Below are 19,297 nucleotides of genomic sequence, written 5' to 3'. Positions count from 1 at the left end.
GACTATCCTCCTTCGAGGATGTCAGGGTGCTCGACGAAAGCCACGCCGATCTCTACCTGCGCATCTCGCACGATCACCCCGGCGCCACCTCGATCAAGAGGCAGGAGTTCGACTGTCGGAACTGGTGCGAGCGCAACGGCTTGACCGTCCGCAAGGTGCATGCCGACGGGAATTGGATCGGCGGCAGGCCGCCGTACGGCACCTACGTCAGCGACGGCAAGCTCTACACCGATCCCGACACCGCGGCCAACGTCAGAGAAATTGCGCGGCGCGCCCTCGCCGGCGAGTCGCTCATCAGGATCGCCAGGTGGCTGAATGGGAACGGCGTTGCCGCGCCAAGGGGCGGCCCGTGGGGTGCAGGCAGTGTGCGGCAGCTACTCGTGAGTCCAACGTCTGCCGGACTCCTTCCGGAGACGATCAAAAGAGGGGGGAAGTACACGTCGACGGTGCGGCCGTGGATCGATCCTGGATCCGGCCGACCTGTCGAGGTCATGGGCGAGGGCGAGCGGCCTCTCATTTCCGTCGATGACCAGCACCGCATTCTGCTTCGGTTGGCTGGGCAACGTCGATACGGCGTCCCGGCACGCCGCCCCGGAAACGCAGATGATGAGCAACCGCGCCACTTCTTGACCGGCCTGCTGCGCTGTACAGGTTGCGGCGCGAGGATGTCCGTCTCAGGAAACTCCTACCGCTGCCAGAGCGTGCGAACGGGACGCCTCTGTCCCGAAGCAGCCGGGGCGTTGACCTCCGCTCTTGAGAATGCCGTCGTCGACGCTTGGCGCCAGGCCATTGGAAGTGGCGTGGGTCATGACGCGCTGAACCAGATAGTTCGTGACCGTTTGGGCGGCGCTCCACCACCCGGGAGTTTGCGCTCGGCGTCGCCTTCTCTTGGATGAGATTGAACGGATGGAGAGTGGAGCCGAGCGACCGGCACTCCGATTGCGGGAGTTGCATCACGCGCTGGCAACGACCGCCGAGCGGCGTTCGTGGCTGGGCCTGGCCGTACGCGAGGTATGGGTGTCCCGTGGTCAGCGAGGCAAGCGGTTCGATCCGCAAACACGCCTGCGCATCGACTGGATCAGTCAGCAGTGATCAGCACCTCGGTCCCCAAGCCCCGCGGTCCGCCGTCTTCCAGGCAAGATTGGCGCATGACTGCGCGCGTGCGGGCGCCCGAACTGCGGGGCCGAAGCTGGCTGAACACCGGCGGCAGGGAGCTGAAGCTGGCCGACCTTCGAGGTCGTGTTTGTGTCTTGGACTTCTGGACCTTCTGCTGCATCAACTGCCTGCACGTCCTCGACGAGCTCCGGCCGCTCGAGGAGAAGTACGGCGATGCCCTCGTCGTCATCGGCGTGCACTCCCCGAAGTTCGAGCACGAGCGTGACCCCGACGCCCTCGCCGCCGCCGTCGAGCGGTACGGCGTGCACCACCCCGTGCTTGACGACGCCGACATGGTCATGTGGCAGCAGTACGCCGCCAAGGCCTGGCCCACGCTGAGCGTCATCGATCCTGAGGGCTATGTCGTCGCCTCGATGGCCGGCGAGGGGCATGCCGAGGGGCTGTCCCGGCTGCTCGACGAGCTGATCGCCGCCCATGAGGCGAAGGGCACCCTGCGCCGGGGTGACGGTCCCTATGTGGCGCCGCCCGCCGATGACACGCTGCTGAGGTTTCCCGGCAAGGTCATCGAGCTGCCCGGCGGCAACCTACTGGTCTCCGATTCGGCGCGGCATTCGCTCGCCGAGCTGACCCCGGACGGCGAGACCCTGGTACGCCGGATCGGCACCGGGCAGCGAGGCCACGCCGACGGGCCTGCCGGCACCGCCACCTTCTCCGAGCCGCAGGGTCTCTGCCTGCTGCCCGACGACCGCACCGTCGTCGTCGCCGACACGGTGAACCACCTGCTGCGTGGCCTCGACCTGGAGACCGGCGAGGTCACCACGCTCGCCGGGACCGGTCGGCCGTGGCGGTCCGCGGACGACGACGGTGTCTCGCTCTCGTCGCCGTGGGACGTCGCCTGGCACGAGGGCCGCGTCGTCATCGCGATGGCCGGCATTCACCAGCTCTGGTGGTTCGACCCTGAGCAGGGCGCCACGGGCGTCTACGCCGGGACGACCGTCGAGTCGCTGCGGGACGGGCCGATCCCGGACGTGTGGATGGCGCAGCCGTCGGGGCTTTCCGCGTACGGGAAAAAGCTTTGGATTGCCGACAGCGAGACGTCCGCGCTGCGCTGGATCACGGACGGGGAGCTGCACACCGCCGTCGGTCAAGGGCTTTTCGACTTCGGCCATGTCGACGGCCCGGGCAAGGAGGCGCTGCTGCAGCACCCGCTGGGTGTCGGCGCGCTGCCTGACGGCTCGGTGCTGATCGCGGACACCTACAACGGTGCGGTACGCCGTTACGACCCCGAATCCGGCGACGTATCCACCGTGGACTCCGGTCTGGCGGAGCCGAGCGACGTCCTGGTCACGCGGGCGGGCGACGTGTTCGTGGTGGAGTCGGGCGCGCACCGGCTCGTGCGGTTGGCGCCGGGGGCGGTCAAGACCGTCGAGGGTGAGCGGCACCGCACCGAGCGTCCGCCGTCGCGGCTCGCCCCGGGCCAGGTGACCCTCGACGTGGTCTTCACGCCGGCGCCGGGTCAGAAGCTCGACGCCACGTACGGGCCGTCGACGCGGCTGGTCGTCTCGGCCGCGCCGCCGGAGTTGCTGCTGGAAGGCGAGGGCACCGGCACCGACCTGTCCCGGCGGTTGGTGCTGAATCCGGGCGTACCGAAGGGGATTCTGCAGGTCGTGGCGCAGGCCGCCACCTGCGACGCGGACGTGGAGCACGCGGCGTGCCATCTCACCCGCCAGGACTGGGGCGTCCCGATCGAGATCGACCCGGCCGGGCCCGACCGCCTGCCCCTGATTCTCCGCGGGTTGGACGCCTGAGCAGGGCCGACGCCGGAGCAGCGCCTGACGCCTGGGGGTTCTTCACCCGTGAGGGGCTTCACTACCTGGCAGTAACCTACGGTGTCGTAACCTGGAGGGCGTGACGACCTCGACCCCGTTCCGGATGAAGCCTGCCGATCTCGGCAAGCCGCGGCTGCGCGGCCGGTTGCACCAGTACGCGTTCTTCGCGGCGCTCGTCTGCGGCGTCGTGCTCTGCTCGATCGCCGCCACGCAACCCGGGGCCTGGCCGCTGGCAAGCTGTCTGATCTACAGCCTGACCGTGTGCGGGCTCTTCGGGATCAGCGCGCTGTACCACCGGCGGGCCTGGGGTGAACGCGGCTACCAGGTGATGCGGCGGCTGGACCACTCGATGATCTTCATTTTCATCGCGGGGACCTACACGCCGTTCTGCGTCTTGCTGCTGGACTCCGCGAAGGCGACGCTCATGCTGAGCCTGATCTGGGGTGGTGCCGTCGGCGGGGTCGCGCTCAAGAGCATCTGGCCGCACCTGCCCCGCTGGGCGGGTGCGCCGCTCTATCTGGCCCTGGGCTGGGGCGCCGTGACGATTCTGCCCGACATCATGCGCAACGGCGGGGTCGCCGATCTCGTGTTGCTGGCCGCCGGTGGCCTGATCTACAGCGTCGGGGCGGTCTTCTACGCGCTGCGCCGGCCGAATCCGTGGCCGACGGTCTTCGGCCACCATGAGTTCTTCCACGCCTGCACGCTGGTGGCTGCGATCTGCCACCACATCGCCATTTACTTCGCGCTCTATGCGTGAGTTCAAGATCGGTTCGCTGCATGGGTACGACACCGGGGGCGACGGCCTTCCGGTCCTGTGGCATCACGGCACCCCGAACATCGGCACCCCGCCCGCCCCGCTGCTGCGTCCGGACCTCCGGTGGATCTCGTACGACCGGCCCGGGTACGGCGGTTCCACGCCCGACCCGGGCCGGGACCTGGGTTCGGCGGCCGGTTACGCCACGAGGGTCGCCGACGAGCTGGGCCTCGAACGGTTCGCCGTGGCCGGCCACTCCGGTGGCAGCTCGCATGCCCTGGCCTGCGCCGCGCAGCTGACCGACCGGATCATGGGCGTGGTGGCGATCGCCGCGCTGGCGCCGTTCGACGCCGAGGGGCTGGACTGGTTCGCCGGCATGGGCCCGGCCGGGGTCCGAACCCTGCGAGCGGCCGCAGTTGGACGTACTGAAGAAGGGCCTGCCGCCGAAACCGGCGGAGCCGGCGACGGGATCGACTTCACGGCCGCGGACTGGGCGATGTTCGACGGGCCTTGGGCCTGGTTCTCCCAGGTCGTCGAGCCGGCCCTGGCCGGCGACCCGGAGGCGCAGCACACCGACGACCGCGGCTACGTGTCACCGTGGCGATGCGATCCGGCGGCCGTCACCGCGCCGACGCTGCTGCTGCACGGCGACGAGGATCTCGTGGTGCCGAGCGCGCACAGCGAGTGGCTCGCGACCCGCGTCCCCGGTGCGGAGCTGCGGATCACCCCCGGGGACGGGCACATCTCGGTCCTGAATCACGCCCCCACGGCGCTGGACTGGCTGGTGGCGCGGGCGTCGTAGGCGCCGCGGGCCTCGACCACGTCGCCGATGTGGGTCTCCGCCCACTGCTTCAGGGCGTCGACCAGGCCGAGCAGGCTGCGCCCGAGGGTGGTCAGCTCGTAGTCGACCCGGGGCGGCACGACCGGGTGCACCGTACGCGTCACCAGGCCGTCACGCTCGAGGCCGCGCAGCGTCTGGGTGAGCATCTTGGGGCTGACGCCGGGGATGCGCTGCGCCAGCTCGGTGTAGCGCAGCGGGCCGTTCTTGAGCGAGCCCACGATCAGCACGCTCCAGGCGTCGCCGATGCGGTCGAGCACCTGCCGGCTGGGACAGTTCCGGTCGTACACGTCGGCTTCCACCTGCACACTATCCCTCAGGTGAGTACTGCACTTCAAGGTGCTTACTCTCTATTGGGAAGTGATCTACGACCTGCTCAGTTGTCCCCGTACGGTGGCCGGCCGGCTGCCGTACGAGCAACAGAGGAGATCAGTCATGACCATCGTCGTCACCGGCGCCACCGGGCACTTCGGCCGTCTCGCCGTCGAGGCGCTGCTGCGTCGCGGCGTGCCCGCCGGCCAGATCGTGGCGGTCGGCCGCGGGGTCGAGAAGATCAAGGACCTCGCCGACCAGGGCGTGGTCGTACGGAAGGCCTCGTACGACGACCCGCAGTCGCTGCGGGCGGCCTTCGCCGGCGCCGACAGGCTGCTCTTCGTCTCGGGCAGCGAGGTCGGGCAGCGAGTCGCGCAGCACCGCAACGTGATCGCCGCGGCCAAGGACGCCGGAATCAGCAAGATCGCCTACACGAGCGCGCCGCACGCCGACACCTCGAGCATGATCCTCGCCGGGGAGCACCTCGCGACCGAGCGCGCGCTCGCCGAGTCCGGCATCCCGTCGGTCTTCCTGCGCAACAGCTGGTACCTGGAGAACTACGACCTCAAGGGCGCGCTCGAGCACGGTCTCTACGGCGCCGCCGGGAAGGGGAAGCTCAGCATCGCGACCCGGGCGGACCTCGCCGAGGCTGCCGCGGCCGCGATCGCCGCGGACGGCTTCGACCAGCAGGTGTACGAGCTGGGCGGCGAAGGCGTCACGCTGACCGAGCTGGCCGCCGAAGTGTCCCGGCAGTCCGGCCGCGACGTGACGTACACCGACCTGAGCCCGGAGAAGTTCACGGAGTTCCTGGTGAGCGTCGGCCTGCCCGAGCAGTTCGCCGCCGTCCTCGCCGACTCCGACAAGAACGCGGCCGCCGGTGCGCTGTACACCGGCACCGAGGATCTGCAGAAGCTTCTCGGCCGCCCGGTGACTCCGCTCGGGGACGCTGTACGCGCCGCCCTGGTGTGAGGAATGCGATGAGGGGGCGCCACCGGCGCCCCCTCAGGGTCACGCGCCGTACGGCGGCGGCGGGGGCTGACGCCGCGTGGTCTCGTGGTACTCCTCGACGACCTGGCCGTCGTTGCGCACCACGGGCCGCTGCTCGACGACGGTGGTGGGCCGGCGCCGGCTGTTCCAGTACCAGACCGTGATGACGAGGCCGACGAGCCCGGCCAGCATCAGCACGTAGCCGACGACGTGAATGTCCAGACCGCTGATGTCCGCGTTGACGGCGAACGCGAGAATCGCGCCCAGCGCCAACAGAAAGATGCTTCCGCCGATGCCCATCGGGACCTCCCTGGCTCGTGGCTGCCGCTCCGAGCCGCGGCAATACGTCGATCCGGGTGTCTACCCAGACGGGCGGAAGCTCAATCAGGCATGCTCATCCCATGACCGCACGCACCCTCGTCCTGCTCCGCCATGCCAAGGCGGAAACCCCCGGTGAGCTGCCCGACTTCGAGCGCCAACTGACCGACCGCGGACGCGCGGACGCGGGCGCCGCGGGTGCCTGGATGGCCGCGGAGGGCCTTCGCCCCGATCTCGTGCTGTGCTCGCCGGCGACCCGCACCCGGCAGACGTGGCACGCCGTCGCCGTGGCGCTGGGTGAGGGTGATGCGCCGGAGGTCCGTTACGAGGACGGCCTGTACGCCGGCGGCCGCACCGAGGTCGTCGACCTGCTCCGTGGCCTGCCCGACTCCGTCGGCACCGTGCTCGTCGTCGGGCACAACCCGACGATCTCCGACGTGTCCATTTTGTTCCGGCCGGACGGCGACGTGGTGACCGAGGGCCTCAAGACGGCCGGCATCGCCGTACACCGGACCGAGGCGTCCTGGGCGGCGACCGAGCCGGGGTCGCTGCCGCTCGTCGCGGAGCACACCGCCCGGGGCTGAGCGCAGGAAAAACCGGCGGACGCCCTTGTCCGCCGGTTTTCCGTCTTCAGGAGAGTGCGAAGCTCAGAACGCCTCTTCCGGCAGATCCATGAGGTCGAGCGTCGTGTTCTCGATGATCCGGCGGTCCGCGCCGATCCGCGGGAGGATCTCCCGGGCGAAGAAGCGGGCCGCGGCGATCTTGCCCTCGTAGAAGGCCTTGTCCGACGTGCTCAGCTCGGTGCCGAGCTGCTTGAGCGACACCTCGGCACCGCGCAGCAGCAGCCACGAGACGACCACGTCACCGAGCGCGAGCAGCACCCGCCGCGAGGTCAGGCCGACCTTGTAGAGCGCCCGGGTGTCGCCGCCCTGGGCCGCCTGCAGCCAGCCCATCTGCACGCCGAGGATCGCCTGGAGCTCGCCGAGCGCCTTGCCCAGCGACAGCCGCTCCTCCTTGAGCTGGCCGTTGCCGGCCTCGCTCTCGATGAACCCCTGCATCTCGCCGGCCACCGTGGCGAGCCCGACGCCCTGGTCCTTCACGATCTTGCGGAAGATCAGGTCAAGGCTCTGGATCGCGGTCGTGCCCTCGTACAGGGTGTCGATCTTGGCGTCGCGGACGTACTGCTCGAGCGGGTAGTCCTGCAGGAAGCCGGAGCCGCCGAAGGTCTGCAGCGACTCGTGGCCGAGCAGCTCGTACGCCCGCTCCGAGCCGACGCCCTTGACCAGCGGGAGCAGCAGGTCGTTGACCCGGCCCGCCGCCTTGGCGCCCTCGGTGTCGCCGGCCGCCTCCGCGATGGCCACCTTGTCCTGCCAGGTCGCGGTGTAGATGACCAGGGAGCGCAGGCCCTCGGCGTACGCCTTCTGCAGCATCAGCGAGCGGCGTACGTCCGGGTGGTGGATGACCGTGACGCGCGGGGCGGCCTTGTTCGAGTTCTCGATCAGGTCGGCGCCCTGGACGCGGTTCTTCGCGTAATCCAGCGCGTTCAGGTAGCCCGTCGACAGCGTGGCGATGGCCTTCGTGCCGACCATCATCCGGGCGTACTCGATGATCATGAACATCTGCCGGATGCCCTGGTGCACGTCGCCGAGCAGCCAGCCCTTGGCCGGGGTGCCGTGCTCGCCGAAGGTCATCTCGCACGTGTTCGAGACCTTCAGGCCCATCTTGTGCTCGACGTTGGTCGCGTAGACGCCGTTGCGCTCGCCCAGCTCGCCCGTCTCCGGGTCGAAGTGGAACTTCGGCACGACGAACAGCGACAGGCCCTTGGTGCCCGGACCGCCGACGCCCTCGACACCCACGGGGCGCGCGAGCACGTAGTGGATGATGTTGTCGCTGAGGTCGTGCTCACCCGAGGTGATGAAGCGCTTGACGCCCTCGATGTGCCACGAGCCGTCCGCCTGCGGAATGGCCCGGGTACGGCCGGCGCCGACGTCGGAGCCCGCGTCGGGCTCGGTCAGCACCATCGTCGAGCCCCACTGCTTGTCGACGAAGATCTTCGCCCACTTCTTCTGCTCCTCGGTGCCCTCGACGTGCACGACGTGCGCGAAGGACGGACCGGAGGAGTACATCCACACCGGGGCGTTGGAGCCCAGGATCTGCTCGGCGATGGCCCACCAGAGGGTGCGCGGCGCGAGCGTGCCGCCGAGGCTCTCCGGGAGGTCGAGGCGCCAGAACTCGGACGCCATGAACGCGGCGTACGACTTCTTGAACGACTCGGGCAGCGGCGCGGTGTGAGTCGCCGGGTCGAACTTCGGGGGGTTGCGGTCGGCATCGGTGTAGCTGGCCGCGAGGTCCTCGCGGGCAAGCCGGTTCACCTCGGCAAGCATGTCCCGTGCGGTTTCGGCGTCGATGCCGTCGAACGGCGCCTGCCCGAACGCACGATCCGCCCCGAAGACCTCGAAGAGGTTGAACTCCAGGTCGCGCAGATTGCTCTTGTAGTGAGTCATGTGTTCTTGGCCCCGCTCTCCGGACGCGAGTTACCCGTCAGTAACCAACACTGTATTACCCATCGGTAGCTCCGACAAGTCGCGTCCGATCTTTCGGACGAGGACCGCACGGATTGAGTAGCTCGGCCGGTTGTCCGTCGGCTTGGGGGTCAAACGTCTCCGATCGGGTGGGAAACCGGGCAGCCGTTCGGACATTTGCAAGCCGCCGCGCCGCGGGCACGTATCGAGGGGTGCGCCGCGTCGTTGCTTCGGATGTATGCGCAGGACGTACACAGACCCGGGGAGGTCTTTATGTTCGCCACGATCAAGAGCCTGATTCCCGAGCCTCGCCAGGCCGACCAGCCCCGCAACTACATCGGGCGCCACCGCCAGCCGGAGCCGGTCGGCGCCGTCGCCACGGTCCCGGTCGTGCCGGCTCCCGCTTCCGCTCCCGCCGTACCGTCGCAGGCCGGGCCCTCCGCGGCCACGCCGCGAGCGGAAGAAAACGGCGGAGGGTCGGTCCCACAGGTCCGCTAGCTGCCGGCCGCGCCGACTTCCCAGCTCGGCATCGGTACGGCCGGACCGCCGTCGGATCCGGCGTACTCGAGCAGGACCAGGGCGATGTCGTCCTCCAGCCGCCCGTGTACCCAGTCGACGAGGGCGGTCTCCAGCGACGCCAGGCCGTCGCCCACCGTGCCGTGACCCAGCAGCCGCCAGGCCCGATCGGCCGTCGGGAAGAACTCGCCCTCGCGGCGGGCCTCACCCAGGCCGTCGGTGAAGAGCAGCAGCCGATCGCCGGGCTCCAGCCGCTCCACCCGGGGCTGGGCCACGGGCATGAACCCCAGGGGCGGAGCCGGAGCCGGCGGCTCGAGCGGGATGACCTGCCCCCGGCGCAACAGCAGCGGCGCCGGATGTCCACAGTTGACGATCGTGAGCGTGCCGCCGCGCTCCTCCACCAGCGCCGCGGTCACGAAGTCCTCGTCACCCACGCTGCGGGCCACGGCCCGGTCCAGGTCGGTCACGATGGCGCGCAGGTCGGCCCGCTCGTACGCCACGTGCCGGTACGACCCCAGGACGATGCTGGCCAGGCGTACCGCGTCGAGGCCTTTTCCCCGCACGTCGCCGATGATGATCCGGACCCCGTACGGGGTGTCGAGGGCCTCGTAGAGGTCTCCGCCGATGTCCGCGGCGGCGGACGCCGAGATGTACCGGCCGGCGACGGCGAGCGCGCCCACCTGCGGGCCGAGCGGCCGCAACACCGCCTGCTGGGCCACGGCGGCGAGCCGCAGCAGCTCCGCGATCCGGGTGGCCTGCCGCTGCCGGATGGTCGCGACCGTGGCAGCGATGCCGGTGGAGAGCATGATGCCGAGGACGTTGATCATGCCGACGGAGCCGAAGGACTCGCTCCCGGTGGCGAAGATCAGGCCGGCGGTCGTGGCCAGCGCACCCACCGCCAGCACCGCCTGCCAGTAGGCGAAGACCGCCGCAAGGAACGGCACCGCCGCGAAGAGCCCGACGTAGTGGGCGCCCTTGCCGTCCGTCATCTCCAGCCCCGACACGGCCGCGAGCAGCACGAGGGCCGCGCCGAGACCGGCGCGGCTTCCGGGACTGAGCGGGCGGCGGCCCGACGGCAACTTAGGCATGGGTACGCCGAACAGCATGCCTGATCCGCACCGGCGACTGCATCAACTTGACCCCTAGTCTGAACGCGTTCTGTCCACTCGGCGGCCGGACCGGCGAGGCGCGGTGACACCATGTCCGCGTGGCATTCGACCTGCGTCACCTGCTGCGTACCCAATTCCGCTGGACAGAGCCCGAACCGGGCAGCGGCCTGCTCGTCAGCGACCGCTCGGGATGGTGGCGAGACCCACACATCCTCGAAAGCCTCGGTCCCGGACTCGCCGCTCTGTTCCCCTCGGGCGAGCCGACCGTCGTGGTCTCGCCCGAGGTCACCGGCTTCCTCGTCGGACCGCTGGTGGCACGGGCGCTGGGAGTGGGCTTCGTGGAGGCATACCGGGCGGGCGCCCGCCGGCCCATCGCCGAACCCATGACCTGGGCGGAGGTGCCCGCGGATCACCGCGGCGATACGCAGTGGCTCGGCGTGCGCACCCGCTTGATCGGTACGGGCGACCGCATCCTGCTCGTCGACGACTGGGCAGTGACCGGCGCCCAGACCCGCGGGCTGCACGCCCTCGCCGCCCGCCTGGACGCGACCGTGGTCGGCACCGCGGTGATCGTGGACGAGTGCCCACCGCCGACAGCCGCCGAACTCGGCATCCGGGGACTGCTCACCGGAGCGGATCTGAGCTGCGAACCGGGTGATGCCTGAGTAGCACTACTCAGGAACGGCCATCGATGGATTACCAGGATGGTCGGCATGACAAAGTTCTTCTTCGGCAACTGGGTGACCCGCTGCTACCTGCTCGCCGTCGCGGCGGCCGCCGTGTTCCTGCTCGGCGCCCACCTCGTGACCGGCGACGAGGGCCCGTCGTTCGCCGGCATCTACCTGATCGGCCTGACCGCACCGGTATCGGTGATCTTCGCGCCGATCGCCCTGCTCGGCGGCGGCTGGCTCGCCTCCGCGATGCTGTGGCTCAGCGTGGTCGCGGGCATGCTGCTGAACACGCTGCTGATCAACACCATCGTCGGCGAGGCCGGCCGGTTCCGGTCCCGGCGAGCCTGAAACGACTGTCCAATGTGTCACACCCCTCCCCTAGATTGAGGTCGCCACATCGGCACTCATCACTACGGGTAGACTCATGTCCAAGCTCGTACGACGCTCCGCCGTGCTCGCGTTCGCCTCGCTGGCGGCCGCCGCCGGAACCCTCATGGCGCCCACGGCGGCCCAGGCCCAGCCGGTCACCTCCGGCTCGTTCACCATGACCGGCGACCCCGGCGACTACATCTCTCAAGGCCGCGACTGGAGTTATGAGGTAGCCCGCGGCGACCGGCTGACGGTCAACGGTTCGGCCGACCGTCGCGTCATCACGGTCAGCATCGACGGCGCTAACGGTGACTGGTGGTACGCCGACTTCTCCGCCCCGGCCGGAGCGGCCATCGCCGCCGGAACCTACGCGGGAGCCACGCGCTACCCGTTCAACGGCCAGGGCCCCGGCCTGAGCATCTCCGGCGACGGCCGCGGCTGCAACGAGCTCACCGGCACCTTCGTGGTCGACGAGGTGTCCTTCGGGCCCGAGGGCTACCTCGAGGACTTCGACGCCACCTTCGAGCAGCACTGCGAGGGCGGCGAGCCGGCCGCCCGCGGTCGTGTCGTGATTCACAACGCGCCCGCACCGGAGCAGCTGACCCTGAGCGTCACCCCGGCCTCCGACGGCACGTTCAGCCGGCTCAACGGCGCCGCGACGGTCCACGGCACGGTGGCCTGCTCGGCCGACGTACCCGTCCGGATCAACGGTGACGTCACCCAGGTGAAGCGCAAGACCATCATCCGCGGCACGTTCAGCGCCTCGGTTGACTGCAAGAAGAACGCCGAGATCCCGTGGTCGGCGACCGCCACCCCGACCGGCACCACGCCGTTCCAGCTCGGCCGCGCCGAGGTGAACACGACCGCCACGGCCACCGACCCCGCCTACGGCACCACGGTCACCGACAAGGTCACGACGACGGTCTCGCTGACCCGCGGCTGACCCTGGAGACGACGGACGACCGGGGCCGCGCTCCTGGTGCTTACAGGTAGCCGGCCCCTTGGTCGTAATGCCCGAAACCGGCGGTCGGCCCCGGGTCGGAACGACCAGGGGTGAGGTGGGACGGCGCACTGCTGCGGCGCCGGACCACGGCCACGAGCCCGCCGGCGAGCAGGACTACTGCCAATGCTGTCGCGATCAACATGATCCGAGGGTAGGGCCGGCGCGCACTTCCCCGTCGTCAGCCGATCGGCTCGAGACCTCGGCCGAGTTCTCCTTCTGCCCGGGCCGCTTTCCAGCCGGCCTTGCTCAGGCGGGCTTCCAGCCGGCCAACACGCCGCGGGTGGGCGCCCAGCCGATCGCGCTGTACTCGGCCAGGCCGCGGAGCAGGTAAGGGTCCTGCGCCATCAGCTCACGCGCCTCCGCCTCCGAGTCGACGCCCAGCAGCACGACCCCGCCGACCGCCGGATCCTGACGACCCGCCGAGACCAGCAGGCCACGCTCCTCCAGCCCGGCCAGGAACGCCAGGTGGTCGTCGCGAGCCCGGTCCACCTCGTCGAGCGGCGCCAGGTACTTCGAGATCATCAGGTACACGGTGGTGTTCCTCTCAGGCACAACGGCTGCCCGCAATCGTACGATCGCAAGCGTGGAGGGACGCTACGGGTTGTGGACAAGCGGGCGATCGTGGCCGACAGATGCGACGGCGATCGCGGACGCGGCGGCCGAGATCGAAGCCCTGGGCTACGGGTCGATCTGGATCGGCGGCAGCCCACCGGACGACCTCGCACTCCCCGAGGCGGTCCTTGCGGCGACCACCCGGCTCGCCGTCGGCACCAGCATCGTCGACATCTGGCGAAGCGATCCCGCGGCCCTGTCGGCGAGCGTCGCCCGGCTCCGCAGGGCCCACCCGGGGCGGTTCTACCTGGGCCTCGGAATGGGCCATGCACCATCGACCGAGGCGATCGGCCACGAATACGTACGGCCGCTGAGCAAGCTGCGCGGCTTCCTCGAGGAGTTGCCCGACGTACTTGCCTCGGAACGACTCCTCGCGGCGCTGGGCCCCAAGGCGCTCGATCTGGCGTCGACCGCGGCGGCCGGCGCTCTGCCGTACCTGGTGCCGCCGCAACACACCGCCGACGCCCGCCGCATCCTCGGCCCGGACAAGCTGCTCATCCCGGAGCAGAAGATCTTCCTGGGCACGGACCCGGCGGTGGCCCGGGCCGCCGGCCGCCAGGGCACGGCCATCTACCTCGGCCTGCCCAACTACACCAAGAACCTGCTCCGGTACGGCCTGACAGAAGCGGACTTCGCCGGCGAGGGCAGCGACCGGTGGGTGGACACGCTCGTGGCCTGGGGCTCGGACGACTCGGTACGCACCCACGTGGAAGAACACTTCAAGGCCGGAGCGAATCACGTAGCGCTGCAGGTGCTGTCGGCGGACCCGGCGCCGCACCTGCCTCTGCCGGAGATCCGTGCGGCCGCGGGGGTCTTCCTGGCCGAGTGACGACACTGGCCGGGCTTGCCGCTGATCGACTCGGTCCTATCGTGCGAGCCAGCGTGTCCCCTGGCCGAGCCTGTCATCCTGGCCGGTGTCTTCCGCTGGCCGGCGCTTGTCAGCTGGTCGGCCAGGTGCGGAAGTTGTGGTAGCTACGGCTGGGCGTCGGACCCCTCTGCCCCTGGTAGCGCGAGCCGTAGACCGCCGAGCCGTACGGATGCTCGGCCGGGCTCGAGAGCCGGAAGATGCACAGCTGCCCGATCTTCATGCCGGGCCAGAGCTTGATCGGCAGATTGGCCACGTTGGACAGCTCCAGCGTGACGTGCCCCGAGAACCCCGGGTCGATGAACCCGGCCGTCGAGTGGGTCAGCAGGCCCAGCCGGCCGAGGCTGCTCTTGCCCTCCAGGCGCCCCGCGAGCTGGTCGCCAAGCGTGATCACCTCGAGCGTCGACGCCAGGACGAACTCGCCCGGATGCAGCACGAACGGCTCGCCGTCGTGCACCTCGACCACGGCCGTCAAGTCGTCCTGCTGCTCGGCCGGGTCGATGTGGGTGTACAGGTGATTGTTGAACACCCGGAAAATGCGGTCCAGCCGCACGTCGATGCTGGACGGCTGCATGAGCTCCGGCTCGAACGGCTCCAGCGCGAGGTTTGCCGACTTGATCTCGAACACCAGGTCACGGTCGGAGAGCAGCATCGGCACACCATACCGACCTGCACTTTGTGTCGTGTCGAGTGGTCGTCTAGTACATATGTTCGATATGATGTTGCCATGGCTTCCTGGTCCGCATTCGCCGCCGCCGAGCCCGACCTCGCCGCGGCCATCCGAGCGCTGCTCCAGCAGTACGGCCCAGGCATGGGCTACCTCGCCACCGTGCGCCCCGACGGTGGCCCCCGCGTGCACCCGGTCTCCCCGGTGATCACCGACGAGGGCCTCTTCTGCTTCATAGTGGACTCGGCGAAACGCCGCGACCTGGAACGCGACGGCCGCTACGCCCTCCACTCGTACCCACCGGAGGAGAGCGACGACGAGGCCTACCTGACCGGCCGCGCCCACCTCGTCACCGACCCGGCAGTGGTGAGCAGCCTCGCCGACGCGCTGCACGCGTCCCCCGAGGTCGACTGGCGCCTCTTCGAATTCTCGATCGAAACAGCCATGCTTCGCCGCCACGGCCCCGCCGGCGCCCTCCCCCTGGCGATGAGCCTGCGCTACCCGCCAATCACCCTCAAGTGGCACGAATTCGGCACCAGCTCAGCCACCCCGTCCAGCCCGCAGACCCGTACCCGCACCACCGTCACGCTGGCCACCCCGACGCTCGACCGAAGCAATCCCACGACAAGCCCTCACCCCGCCACCACCCTCGCCGGCAACCGCCCCGCGGCAGCCGCGACGAGTCCGCAAACGGCCGCCAAGCCGAGCTCCCGGCCCGCCGCAACCATTCGCCCGGCGGTGGCCACAGTGGGTTCCCGGACGGACACAAAGCCCAGCTCCGCGCCGACCGCCGCCTCCCCGCCTGCCGCAAACCCGACACCACCACCGCCGACCGCCCATCCCATACGAGCCGCCACCCTCCGCCTTAACGACCTGGCCCCCGCCACCACAAGTGCGTAGGCGCCGGCCGGACATCGCGATCTGCGTTCGCGACGCGCTGCCAGGCCCGGAGGGGGCTGGGCCGCGCCACCGTCCGGCCGGCGTCTACTCGGGGCGGCTCCGCCACAACGCCCACTCATCGGGTACAGTGGGGCCGCTCGCGGGTGTAGTTCAATGGCAGAACATCAGCTTCCCAAGCTGACAGTGCGGGTTCGATTCCCGTCACCCGCTCCACAGTTTTCCCTGCTCAAGGCCCGTTCTCGCGGACCCAACCAGCGACTTCGATCAATCTCTGCGAGCCGTTTGCTGGGGAACGAGCCGCGGTTGGTACTCGTACTGCTGCGAGATGCCAGCCAGCAGCGGTCGTACAAACAGCCCGATATGCGGGCAAGGCGGTCGCGGTCAGAAGCTGACGAGTGGCACCGTCAGATCCGAAATCTGACAAGACCGTGGTGATGCCGGTCCGAGGCGGCGCCAGCCGCGCACCGGTGAACACGCAAGTCGATGCGTGGGATCAAGCCAATTCAGATCGAGTCCTCATACGACCTCAACCAGTCTCCCTGCGCAGCACTTCCCGAGCCACCGCGCCGACCAGAGCCCGAGGCGCACGGCCTTCCGCTGATGATACCGCTGCAACACTGCTGGGACCTGCTCACGGAACGTCCGGCGGCACCCGAACGTCGGACAGCCCAACCGCCGCACCCGGACACAACCTTCACGCTCGCCCGCCGCAGCACCCGCGGGCGGGCACGTCCGCGGACCTGGACTGGGCTGGGATTCGGGGCTGTCTGGTCCAAGTTGCTACAGCGCACCGCGACACGCGACGAATGGCCCCGACGCCAGCCTTCTAGCCTCAATTTTCCGACGCTTTTGCCCTATATATGCCGCGCCCGGAAATTCCCGGCCAGTCTCCGCTCGGTGCACCTACAAAGATGGACGTCTCTATAGCGCCTGGACCATCCTGTAGCGCTTCCAGCTCGAACACCAGATCCTCAATATCCTCGTCCACTTGCGCGTTACGGCCAGGAGGCCGGCTTCGGCGCCTCCGGCAATCGGCTCCGCCTCGGGCTGGGCAAGGAGGATCACATCGATGACGGCGCTCCCCACGAACGTGACGGTCAGAACGCCAGTCCAAAGACACGACTTCCAGCCGGTACAGACGGGGCCGCCACCGCATTGTCCATCGGCGTCACCGCACTGCAGGATGCGCACCGCGCGGTCGGGTGAGATCGTCCCGGCCGCGAGCTGCCGCTTGATGCCCGCGCACTGGTAGGAGGTGGGGTTTGCGGGTCACACGCTTTGCCCAGCAGGGTGCTGCGGTCGTCCATGTTGTGCAAGACGACGGAGCGTCCCGCGTCGTCCTCGACTTGGTCGCGGTGCTCGCACGCGTTGGCGCTCTGGCAACCCCCGGTGTGGGGACGTGTGTGCCGCTTGGACCCGGAGCCGCCGCAGTTGCTGGTGCACTTGTCGGGCTGCTTGTGGGTGGACGGCGGATCTGAACCGTCGTAGTGGCAACCGCCGCCGCCATGGATGCACGGGTCCGTGCCGGCTGGGTCCGCGGAGCTGATCGGGCTGTTGTTCGCGTACGCGTACGCATTCCACTGCTGCGGGCTGTTCAGCTCCTGAACTGGGTCGACGGACACGAACCGGCCCAGCCCCGCGTCGTACTCGCGGGCACCGAGATGGATCAGCCCTGAAGCGTCCACGTCGCCGCCGACGAATCCCTTGGTGGTGGGCCATGGGCTCAATGTGTCGCCGCGTGGTGTCCCATACGGGGTTTGGCGCCGCACCGTGGTCCTGAACCGGGCCCGCCGGCAGGGCCTCACGGGGATCCGGCCGATCGAGCAGGGGCAGACCCTGGAACTGCCGGTGCGCGACTGAGCGGCCGGTCCGATGTCACGTCGGCGTCGATGATGTGCGACTGGGCCGCGAGCAGGACGACCTGTCGGGACCTCGCCCAGCGGGCGTCCGCGTCGACCACGGTCAGGATGTAGCGGCCGGTCGGGGGCAGGGGCATCGAGTATCGGCCGAAGTCGTCGGCGTGCACCGAGCCCACCGACTCCCCGGTCGGCCTGGTCAGCGACACCATGGCGGCCGCCAGCGGCGTCCCGGAGCGGGTCACGGTTCCGGAGAGGCAGAGCTGCTCGGACAGCGTGAGGTGCTGGGTGGTCGCCTCGGAGAAGTGCACGATGTCGGACCGCGGCGCCCAGCCGTCCGCGGAGGATACGACCACGTACGGGCCGGGACCGGGCAGGACCACCGAGTAGTGGCCCTCGTTGTCGGCGCGGCTCCAGTCCGCCGGTTGGCCGTCGGTCCGCAGGACGGTGACGACCGCGTGTCGGATCGGCTGGTCGTCGTCGCGGACGACCTGGCCGCGGACCACGATCTCGGTCTTGTCGCGGGCCGACTTGATCTCCTCCTGGTCCGGCGCCGGGGAGGCGCCCGCGGCGGCGCCGCGCCCCGGCAGGGCCAGCGCCACCGCGGCGGCGGCCAGCGAGGCGGCCGCCGCGAGCCAGAAGCTGTGCTGGAATGCCTCGAGCGTCGGCAGGCGGATGCCGCCCACGGCCATCGTGGTCGAGGTCAGGATCACCCCGATCGCGGCGCTGGACGTCGAGGTGCCGACCGCACGCAGCAGCGTGTTCAGTCCGTTCGCGGATGCCGTCTCGGTGATCGGCACCGCCCGCATGATCAGCGTCGGCATCGCCGCGTACGCGATCGCGGTGCCCATCGAGACGAGCGTCGCGCCGAGGACGACCTGCCAGATCGCGTTGGTGAGGAACACCCGGGCGATGTAGCCGCCGGCCACGACCAGCGCGCCGACGATGAGGGCGGCGCGCGCTCCGTACCGTTTAATGATGGTCGCCGACACCGGGGCGAGCACCACCATCGCCAGGCCGCCGGGCAGCATGCACAGGCCCGCGACGATCACGCTGGTGCCGAACCCGTACCCGGTGATCGTCGACAGTTGCAGCTGCTGGGTGGTGGCCAGCATGTTGCCGAACATCGCGAAGCCCATCAGGACCGAGGCGACGTTCGTGAGCAGCACCGGCTTGCGCAACGAGGTCTGGATGTCGACCAGGGGCTGGCTCACGCGCAGCTCGAACGGCACCCAGACGACCAGCACCACCGCCGCGGCCACGAACAGCACGAGGGTCGGCTCGCTGGTCCAGCCCCAGTGGCCGCCCTTGGAGATCGCGAGCAGCAGGCAGGTGAGCGCCGCCGACAGCAGGACCGCTCCCGTGTAGTCGAAGCGTCCCCGGGTGCGGATCGCCGACTCGGGCACCACCGCCACGACCGCCACCAGCAGCAGGGCCGCGGTCGCGGCGGAGACCCAGAAGATCGCATGCCAGCCGAGGTGCTCGTAGATCACGCCGGACAGCGGCAGCCCGATCGCCGCACCGATCCCGAGGGTCGCGCTCATCAGGGCGACGGCGGGGGCGACCTTCTCGCGGGGGAGTTCGTCGCGCATGATGCTGATGCCGACGGGAATGAGCGCCGACCCGAAGCCCTGCAACGCCCGCCCGGCGACGACCGCCTCGAACGACGTGCCCACGGCGGCGAGCACCGAGCCGGCCACCACGACCAGCATGCAGAGCACCAGCATCCGCCGCTTGCCGAACATGTCCGCCAGCCGGGCCACGATCGGCGTCGCCACGGCGCTGGTCAACAGCGTCGCGGTGACCAGCCAGGAGACGTTGTCGGCGCTGGTGGACAGCAGCCGGGGAAAGTCCGGCAACAGGGGGACGACCAGGGTCTGCTGAAGCGCCACCAGGGTGCCGCAGAGGCTGAGCACGGCGACGACGGCAGAGGTGCGCACCGCGCGGGGAGCGGCGGGGGCGGAGCGTCGTTCGGTGGTGGCAGCGGGCACGGGTCCAAGGTAGGCGCGATCTCCGCCCCCTGCCCGTCAGTCGCCGGCATTGCGCCGCCGCG

The 19,297-nt window shown here is 69.8% G+C and carries 21 protein-coding genes, 1 tRNA gene and 1 pseudogene; 14 read left to right on the top strand and 9 right to left on the bottom strand.

Going from position 1 to position 19,297, the window contains the following annotated elements; genetic code table 11:
- Window positions 1–26 precede the first annotated feature (26 nt).
- From AB0368_RS18785 to AB0368_RS18765, 5 genes are all read left to right on the top strand, one after another.
- Window positions 27–896 (top strand): recombinase family protein, encoded by an 870-nt coding sequence (locus tag AB0368_RS18785; protein WP_366155139.1) that lies wholly within the window; start codon window positions 27–29, stop codon window positions 894–896.
- Window positions 897–906: 10 nt separating this feature from the next.
- A complete protein-coding gene (locus tag AB0368_RS18780) occupies window positions 907–1,092 on the top strand; it encodes a hypothetical protein (protein WP_366155138.1) in 186 nt (61 codons plus the stop codon).
- 56 nt (window positions 1,093–1,148) lie between these two features.
- Window positions 1,149–2,924: an NHL domain-containing thioredoxin family protein gene (locus AB0368_RS18775; protein WP_366155137.1), complete on the top strand. Its 1,776-nt coding sequence runs from the start codon at window positions 1,149–1,151 to the stop codon at window positions 2,922–2,924.
- A 100-nt stretch (window positions 2,925–3,024) separates the two neighbouring features.
- A complete protein-coding gene (locus AB0368_RS18770; protein WP_366155135.1) occupies window positions 3,025–3,702 on the top strand; it encodes a hemolysin III family protein in 678 nt (225 codons plus the stop codon).
- A complete protein-coding gene (locus AB0368_RS18765) occupies window positions 3,695–4,501 on the top strand; it encodes an alpha/beta hydrolase (protein ID WP_366155134.1) in 807 nt (268 codons plus the stop codon). The genes AB0368_RS18770 and AB0368_RS18765 overlap by 8 nt, the downstream gene beginning before the upstream one ends.
- On the opposite strand, the gene AB0368_RS18760 is transcribed toward AB0368_RS18765, so the two are convergent.
- A complete protein-coding gene (locus tag AB0368_RS18760) occupies window positions 4,456–4,845 on the bottom strand; it encodes a helix-turn-helix domain-containing protein (protein ID WP_366155133.1) in 390 nt (129 codons plus the stop codon). The two genes, AB0368_RS18765 and AB0368_RS18760, sit on opposite strands and share 46 nt — an antisense overlap.
- Window positions 4,846–4,972: 127 nt before the next feature.
- Between AB0368_RS18760 and AB0368_RS18755 the strand changes: the two genes are divergently transcribed.
- Window positions 4,973–5,818, top strand: a complete 846-nt coding sequence (locus tag AB0368_RS18755; RefSeq protein ID WP_366155132.1) for an SDR family oxidoreductase — start codon at window positions 4,973–4,975, stop codon at window positions 5,816–5,818.
- A 39-nt stretch (window positions 5,819–5,857) separates the two neighbouring features.
- Here AB0368_RS18755 and AB0368_RS18750 read toward each other — a convergent pair whose 3' ends face one another.
- The gene (locus AB0368_RS18750; protein WP_366155131.1) at window positions 5,858–6,136 is read right to left on the bottom strand and encodes a DUF6458 family protein; all 279 of its coding nucleotides are present in this window, start codon (window positions 6,134–6,136) and stop codon (window positions 5,858–5,860) included.
- 101 nt (window positions 6,137–6,237) lie between these two features.
- Here AB0368_RS18750 and AB0368_RS18745 point away from each other — a divergent pair, with 101 nt between their 5' ends.
- Window positions 6,238–6,738, top strand: a complete 501-nt coding sequence (locus AB0368_RS18745) for a histidine phosphatase family protein (RefSeq protein WP_366155130.1) — start codon at window positions 6,238–6,240, stop codon at window positions 6,736–6,738.
- Between the two features lie 63 nt (window positions 6,739–6,801).
- Here AB0368_RS18745 and AB0368_RS18740 read toward each other — a convergent pair whose 3' ends face one another.
- The gene (locus AB0368_RS18740) at window positions 6,802–8,658 is read right to left on the bottom strand and encodes an acyl-CoA dehydrogenase (protein ID WP_366155129.1); all 1,857 of its coding nucleotides are present in this window, start codon (window positions 8,656–8,658) and stop codon (window positions 6,802–6,804) included.
- A 291-nt stretch (window positions 8,659–8,949) separates the two neighbouring features.
- On the opposite strand from AB0368_RS18740, the gene AB0368_RS18735 reads away from it, so the two are divergent.
- Window positions 8,950–9,174 (top strand): hypothetical protein, encoded by a 225-nt coding sequence (locus AB0368_RS18735; protein ID WP_366155128.1) that lies wholly within the window; start codon window positions 8,950–8,952, stop codon window positions 9,172–9,174.
- Here AB0368_RS18735 and AB0368_RS18730 read toward each other — a convergent pair.
- Window positions 9,171–10,298, bottom strand: a complete 1,128-nt coding sequence (locus tag AB0368_RS18730) for a PP2C family protein-serine/threonine phosphatase (RefSeq protein ID WP_366155126.1) — start codon at window positions 10,296–10,298, stop codon at window positions 9,171–9,173. The genes AB0368_RS18735 and AB0368_RS18730 overlap by 4 nt on opposite strands.
- Window positions 10,299–10,399: 101 nt before the next feature.
- On the opposite strand from AB0368_RS18730, the gene AB0368_RS18725 reads away from it, so the two are divergent.
- The 3 genes from AB0368_RS18725 (at window position 10,400) to AB0368_RS18715 (ending at window position 12,284) form a co-directional block, all read left to right on the top strand.
- Window positions 10,400–10,966 (top strand): phosphoribosyltransferase, encoded by a 567-nt coding sequence (locus AB0368_RS18725; protein WP_366155125.1) that lies wholly within the window; start codon window positions 10,400–10,402, stop codon window positions 10,964–10,966.
- Between the two features lie 48 nt (window positions 10,967–11,014).
- Complete coding sequence (locus AB0368_RS18720) at window positions 11,015–11,320, top strand: hypothetical protein (protein ID WP_366155124.1); 306 nt, start codon at window positions 11,015–11,017, stop codon at window positions 11,318–11,320.
- 76 nt (window positions 11,321–11,396) lie between these two features.
- Window positions 11,397–12,284, top strand: coding sequence for a hypothetical protein (locus AB0368_RS18715; RefSeq protein WP_366155123.1), 888 nt, complete (start codon window positions 11,397–11,399; stop codon window positions 12,282–12,284).
- Window positions 12,285–12,324: 40 nt separating this feature from the next.
- Here AB0368_RS18715 and AB0368_RS18710 read toward each other — a convergent pair whose 3' ends face one another.
- Window positions 12,325–12,486, bottom strand: coding sequence for a hypothetical protein (locus AB0368_RS18710; protein ID WP_366155122.1), 162 nt, complete (start codon window positions 12,484–12,486; stop codon window positions 12,325–12,327).
- Between the two features lie 104 nt (window positions 12,487–12,590).
- Complete coding sequence (locus AB0368_RS18705; RefSeq protein ID WP_366155121.1) at window positions 12,591–12,866, bottom strand: YciI family protein; 276 nt, start codon at window positions 12,864–12,866, stop codon at window positions 12,591–12,593.
- Between the two features lie 61 nt (window positions 12,867–12,927).
- Here AB0368_RS18705 and AB0368_RS18700 point away from each other — a divergent pair, with 61 nt between their 5' ends.
- A complete protein-coding gene (locus AB0368_RS18700) occupies window positions 12,928–13,785 on the top strand; it encodes a TIGR03620 family F420-dependent LLM class oxidoreductase (protein ID WP_366155120.1) in 858 nt (285 codons plus the stop codon).
- A 109-nt stretch (window positions 13,786–13,894) separates the two neighbouring features.
- Here the strand turns inward: AB0368_RS18700 and dcd are convergent, their stop codons facing one another.
- Window positions 13,895–14,473 (bottom strand): dCTP deaminase, encoded by a 579-nt coding sequence (gene dcd, locus AB0368_RS18695; RefSeq protein ID WP_366155119.1) that lies wholly within the window; start codon window positions 14,471–14,473, stop codon window positions 13,895–13,897.
- A gap of 75 nt (window positions 14,474–14,548) precedes the next feature.
- On the opposite strand from dcd, the pseudogene AB0368_RS18690 reads away from it, so the two are divergent.
- A pseudogene (locus tag AB0368_RS18690) lies at window positions 14,549–14,959 on the top strand (pyridoxamine 5'-phosphate oxidase family protein); the annotation flags it as partial.
- Between the two features lie 568 nt (window positions 14,960–15,527).
- A tRNA-Gly gene (locus AB0368_RS18685) sits at window positions 15,528–15,601 on the top strand.
- An 884-nt stretch (window positions 15,602–16,485) separates the two neighbouring features.
- On the opposite strand, the gene AB0368_RS18680 is transcribed toward AB0368_RS18685, so the two are convergent.
- Both AB0368_RS18680 and AB0368_RS18675 read right to left on the bottom strand, forming a co-directional pair.
- Window positions 16,486–17,157 (bottom strand): RHS repeat-associated core domain-containing protein, encoded by a 672-nt coding sequence (locus AB0368_RS18680; protein ID WP_366155118.1) that lies wholly within the window; start codon window positions 17,155–17,157, stop codon window positions 16,486–16,488.
- Between the two features lie 32 nt (window positions 17,158–17,189).
- Window positions 17,190–19,235 (bottom strand): MFS transporter, encoded by a 2,046-nt coding sequence (locus AB0368_RS18675; protein WP_366155117.1) that lies wholly within the window; start codon window positions 19,233–19,235, stop codon window positions 17,190–17,192.
- Window positions 19,236–19,297: the final 62 nt, after the last annotated feature.

The sequence above is a fragment of the Actinoplanes sp. NPDC051475 genome, assembly GCF_040689425.1.
Classification (GTDB): domain Bacteria; phylum Actinomycetota; class Actinomycetes; order Mycobacteriales; family Micromonosporaceae; genus Actinoplanes.
The sequence above is the reverse complement of the archived record's forward strand: the minus strand, read 5'-3'. Positions and strand labels throughout refer to the sequence as shown.